Raw genomic sequence first — 5,430 nt, 5'->3', positions numbered from 1 at the left:
ATCTCGGCCAAAAGCGCTGCGGCGCTGGAGAAACAGGCCGCAAGGCTGGCGGGCTACGTTGGGGACCGCGGTGAGCTGGACCCTGTTGATGTGGGGTGGTCGCTGGCGGGGCGGTCGACCTTTGAGCATCGTGCGGTGGTCATCGGTTCTGATCGTGATCAGTTGTTGGGCGGGCTGGGGGAGTTGGTCGATGGCCTACCGGGTGTCGGTGTGGTGTCGGGGCGGGCGATCCCGGCGGGCAAGACCGTGTTCGTCTTCCCCGGCCAAGGCTCCCAATGGCTCGGCATGGGAATCGAGTTACTCGACACGGCACCGGTTTTCGCGCAACACATGCACGCTTGCTCGGCGGCGTTCACCGAGTTCGTCGACTGGTCACTGATCGACGTCCTGCGCGGTGCACCGGACGCGCCCGGGCTGGACCGCGTCGACGTCGTCCAGCCGGCGCTGTTCGCGGTCATGGTGTCGCTGGCGGAGCTGTGGCGATCCATCGGCGTTCGGCCCGACGCCGTGATCGGCCATTCCCAGGGCGAAATCGCCGCCGCCTACGTCGCGGGGGCGTTGTCGCTACGCGACGCCGCGCGGGTGGTGACCCTGCGCAGCAAGGCGTTACTGGCGCTGTCCGGCCGGGGCGGCATGGTATCGCTGGCATGCGACATCGAGCACGCTCGAGAGTTGTTGTCGCGCTTCGGCAGTCGAATCGGCATCGCAGCCATCAACGGGCGAGCCGCTGTGGTCGTTTCCGGTGACACAGCGGCACTGGACGAACTCATCGCGCACTGCACCGAGCGGGAGTTGCGAGCACGTCGTATCGACGTCGACTACGCGTCGCATTCCGTTGACGTCGAAGCAATCCGTGACGAGTTGGCCGAGGTCTTGGTCGGCATCGAGCCGCAGTCATCGCGCACCGCGTTCTTCTCCACGGTCACCGGCAGCCTTTACGACACCGCCGGCCTGGACGCCGACTACTGGTACCGAAACATCCGGCAGACTGTCGAATTCGACCAGGCAGTGCGCAGCGCATGCCAGCAGGGCTACCGAACCTTCATCGAATCAAGCCCGCATCCGGCGTTGATTGCCGGCATCGAAGACACCGTGACCGATTACGGCGCCGCCGAACCGGTCGTCCTGCCCACCCTCGGCCGTGAGGAAGGCGGATTGGGGCGGTTCCTGGCCTCGGCCGCGCAGGCCTTCGTGTCGGGTGTCGGGGTGGACTGGCGCACGCTGTTGCCGGGCGGTGAATTCGTCGAGTTGCCAACGTATGCCTTTGAGCGACGGCGGTTTTGGCTCTCCGGTGACGGTGCCGCAGTCGATGCCGCCGGGTTGGGGCTGGGGTCCAGCGAGCATCCGCTGCTGGGTGCGGTGGTTGAACTGCCGGACTCCGGCGGGGTGGTGCTGACCGGTCGGCTGTCGCCGGCATCGCAGTCCTGGCTCGTCGACCATGCGGTATCCGGGATGGTGGTATTCCCCGGCGCCGGCTTTGTGGAGCTCGCCATCCGCGCCGGCGACGAGGCCGGCTGTTCGGCGGTCGACGAATTGACGTTGCAGGCACCGCTGATGTTGCCGGCATCGGGGTCGGTGGCGGTCCAGGTCGTTGTGGGCGCCGCCGAACACTCCGGCCAGCGCAATGTATCGGTGTTTTCCAGGGCAACCGCGGACTCAAACTGGGTTTGTCACGCCGAGGGTGTTCTGAGCCCAGAGTCGACTCAACCGGCGGCGGACTTGTCGGTATGGCCGCCGGCAGGGGCTACCGCGGTGGACGTGGCCGACGGCTACCAGCGGCTGGCGGCCCACGGCTACGGATATGGTCCGGCGTTTCGCGGCCTGACGGCGATGTGGCACCGCGGCGACGAGATCTTCGCCGAGGTAACGGTGCCGGAAGCCGCCGGTGGCGTCACCGGGTTCGGGGTGCACCCGGTGCTGCTGGACGGCGCGTTGCATGCGGGGGCGATGGCCGCCGATGCCGAGGACGTGGCATTGCCGTTCTCCTGGCAGGGCGTCTCGCTGCACGCCGCCGGCGCCTCGTCGGTGCGGGCCCGGATCGCCCCAGCGGGCCCGTCGGCGGTGTCGGTCGAGCTCGCTGATGGGCTGGGCCTGCCGGTGTTGTCGGTGGCCTCGATGGCGGTCCGCCCAGTCTCGCAGCAGCAATTGAACGCAGCGGCCTCGAGTTCGGCAGCGGATCGACTCTTCGAGGTGGCGTGGTCGCCGGCCTCGTCGGGCACCGGCGCTGTTCCCTCACATCAAGTGTTCGAATTCCGTTCCGCCGGTGACGATCCCGTCGCGGAAGTCTACGAGCGCACGCATGCGGCGTTGGGCGCAGTGCAGGCCTGGCTTGCCGACCACGACTCGGGTGTGTTGGTCGTCATCACCGGCGGCGCGATGGCGCTGCCCGGAAAGGATGTCACCGATCTGGCCGGCGCTGCGGTGTGGGGGCTGGTGCGGTCGGCGCAAACCGAGCACCCGGGCCGATTGGTCTTGGCGGACGTCGATACGCCGGTCGGGGAAGCCGACGTGGCCGCGATTCTTGCGACCGGCGAACCGCAGGTGCTGGTGCGCGACGGGGCGACCTACACCGCCCGCGTGCACGCAAGCCGGTCGGTCGACGCCTTGTTGACCCCGCCGGATGGAGATCGGCCGTGGCGACTGGGCCTTTCGGCTGCCGGCACGTTCGAAAATTTGCAGCTCGAACCGGTGCCCAACGCCGATGCGCCGCTGGAACCCGGCCAGGTCCGGGTTGCCATTCGCGCCATCGCCACCAACTTCCGCGACGTGATGATCACCCTGGGCATGTTCACCCACGACGCACTACTCGGCGGCGAAGCCGCCGGTGTGGTGGTCGAAACCGGTCCGGGAGTCACCGAATTCAACGTCGGCGATGCCGTGATGGGGTTCTTCCCGGACAGCAGCGGAACCCTGGTCGCCGGTGATGTCCGGCTGCTGCTGCCCATGCCCGCGGACTGGTCATACGCCGAAGCCGCCGGTATCTCAGCGGTTTTCACCACCGCCTACTACGCCTTCCTGTACCTGGCCGATGTGCGGCCCGGGCAGCGGGTGTTGGTGCACGCCGCGACGGGCGGGGTGGGGATGGCCGCCGTCCAACTCGCGCGGCATCTGGGCTTGGAGGTATTTGCCACCGCCAGCCGTGGCAAGTGGGACACCTTGCGGTCCATGGGCTTTGACGAAGGCCACATCGCCGATTCGCGCACTCTGGAATTCGAGGACAAGTTCCGGTCGGTCACCGACGGCCGCGGGATGGATGTGGTGCTCGATTCGCTGGCCGGTGAGTTCGTCGACGCCTCGCTGCGGCTGGTGACTCCGGGCGGGGTTTTCCTGGAGATGGGCAAGACCGACATCCGTGACCCTGGCGTGGTCGCCGCAAACCATCCCGGGGTGCGCTACCGCGCCTTCGACCTCTTCGAACCGGGCCGGGTACGCATGCACGAATACATGCTCGAACTGGCCAAGCTGTTCGACGCCGGCGTGCTGAATCCGTTGCCGGTGACCACATTCGACATCCGGCGGGCCCCGGCGGCGCTGCGATATCTGAGTCAGGCCCGGCACACCGGCAAGGTCGTGCTGACGATGCCCGATGCCTGGGCGTCCGGCACGGTGATGATCACCGGCGGCACCGGAATGGCCGGGTCGACGCTGGCCCGGCACGTGGTGACTCAGCATGGGGTGCGCCACCTGGTGCTGCTCAGCCGGCGAGGCATCGAAGCCCCAGACGCCGCGGAGTTGACCAGCGAATTGACCGCCGCCGGCGCGGAGGTTCAGGTGGTGGCCTGCGACGCGGCCGATCGCGCCGCGTTGGCCAAAGTGATTTCCGACATTCCGCGACAGCACCCGCTTTCGGCTGTGATTCACGCGGCGGGAGTCCTCGACGACGCGGTGGTGACCTCGCTGACGCCGGACCGCATCGACGCGGTGTTGCGCGCCAAGGTGGACGCCGCCTGGAATCTACATGAGCTGACCCGAGACCTGGATCTCTCGGCGTTCGTGATGTTCTCGTCGATGGCCGGTCTGGTCGGCTCGTCGGGGCAGGCCAACTACGCGGCGGCCAACTCGTTCCTGGACGCGCTGGCCGCACACCGGCGGGCCCACAGTTTGCCGGCCATCTCGTTGGCCTGGGGTCTGTGGGAGCAGGCCAGCGACATGACCGGCGGGCTCGACGCGGCAGACCGCGCCCGCCTGGGCCGCAGCGGCGTTGTCGGGCTTTCCTCGGCCGAAGCCTTGCACCTGTTCGACACGGCGCTGGCCGTCGACGAGCCGTATCTGGCACCGGCGCGTATCGATATCGCAGCGCTGCGTAGCCACGCCGCCGTGGTGCCGCCGATGTTCACCGATCTGATCAATGCGCCGACTCGCCGCCGGGTCGACGACTCGCTGGCCGCTGCCAAATCGAAGTCAGCGTTGGCGCAACGGCTATACGGACTCAACGATGACGAGCAGCACGCATTGTTGCTGAATTTGGTGCGTTCACACATCGCGACCGTCCTGGGCAACACCACACCGGAGGCGGTCGATGCCGACAAGGCCTTCCAGGACCTTGGGTTCGACTCGCTGACCGCGGTCGAGATGCGCAACCGGCTCAAAGCTGCCACCGGGCTGGCGCTTTCGCCCACCCTGATCTTCGACTATCCGACGCCCAACGGCCTTGCCACCTATATTCGCACCGAGCTTGCCGGTGTCCCGCAAGAAGCCAAGCACGTCCCGGCCGTTCGTGCGAGCGGCGACGATCCGATCGCGATTGTCGGCATGTCCTGCCGCTTCCCTGGCGGAGTGAATTCGCCAGAGGACTTGTGGGACATGGTGATCCAGGGCCGCGATGTGCTTACCGAGTTTCCATCCGACCGGGGCTGGGATCTGGCCGGGCTGTTCAATCCCGACCCCGACGTATCCGGTGCCTGCTACACCCGCACCGGCGGCTTCGTCGACGGCGTCGCGGACTTCGACCCCGGGTTCTTCGGGGTGGCGCCCAGTGAGGCGCTGGCGATGGATCCTCAACAACGCATGTTCCTCGAGTTGTCGTGGGAGGCGTTGGAACGGGCTGGGATTGACCCGAGCGGGCTGCGGGGCAGCGCCACCGGTGTGTTCGCCGGGGTGATGACACAGGGCTACGGCATGTTCGCCGCCGAGCCGGTCGAAGGCTTCCGGTTGACCGGCCAACTGTCGAGCGTGGCCTCCGGCCGGGTGGCCTATGTCCTGGGCCTGGAAGGGCCGGCGCTCTCGGTGGATACCGCGTGCTCGTCGTCGTTGGTGACGTTGCACATGGCGGTGCAGTCGCTGCGCTCGGGGGAGTGCGACCTGGCGCTGGCCGGCGGCGTCACCATCAACGCCACACCGGACATCTTCGTGGAATTCAGCCGCTGGCGTGGACTCTCACCGGACGGCCGCTGCAAAGCCTTCGCCGGCGCCGCCGACGGCACCGGATTC

The 5,430-nt window shown here is 67.7% G+C and carries 1 protein-coding gene; it reads left to right on the top strand.

What is annotated here, in order from left to right; translation table 11 throughout:
• The coding region (locus tag AC5Y42_RS23495) for an SDR family NAD(P)-dependent oxidoreductase (protein WP_499900966.1) at positions 1–5,430 on the top strand (5,430 nt) is incomplete at both ends.

The organism is Mycobacterium sp. NGS48 (genome assembly GCF_059812585.1).
This window is presented reverse-complemented; position numbering and strand designations above follow the sequence as displayed.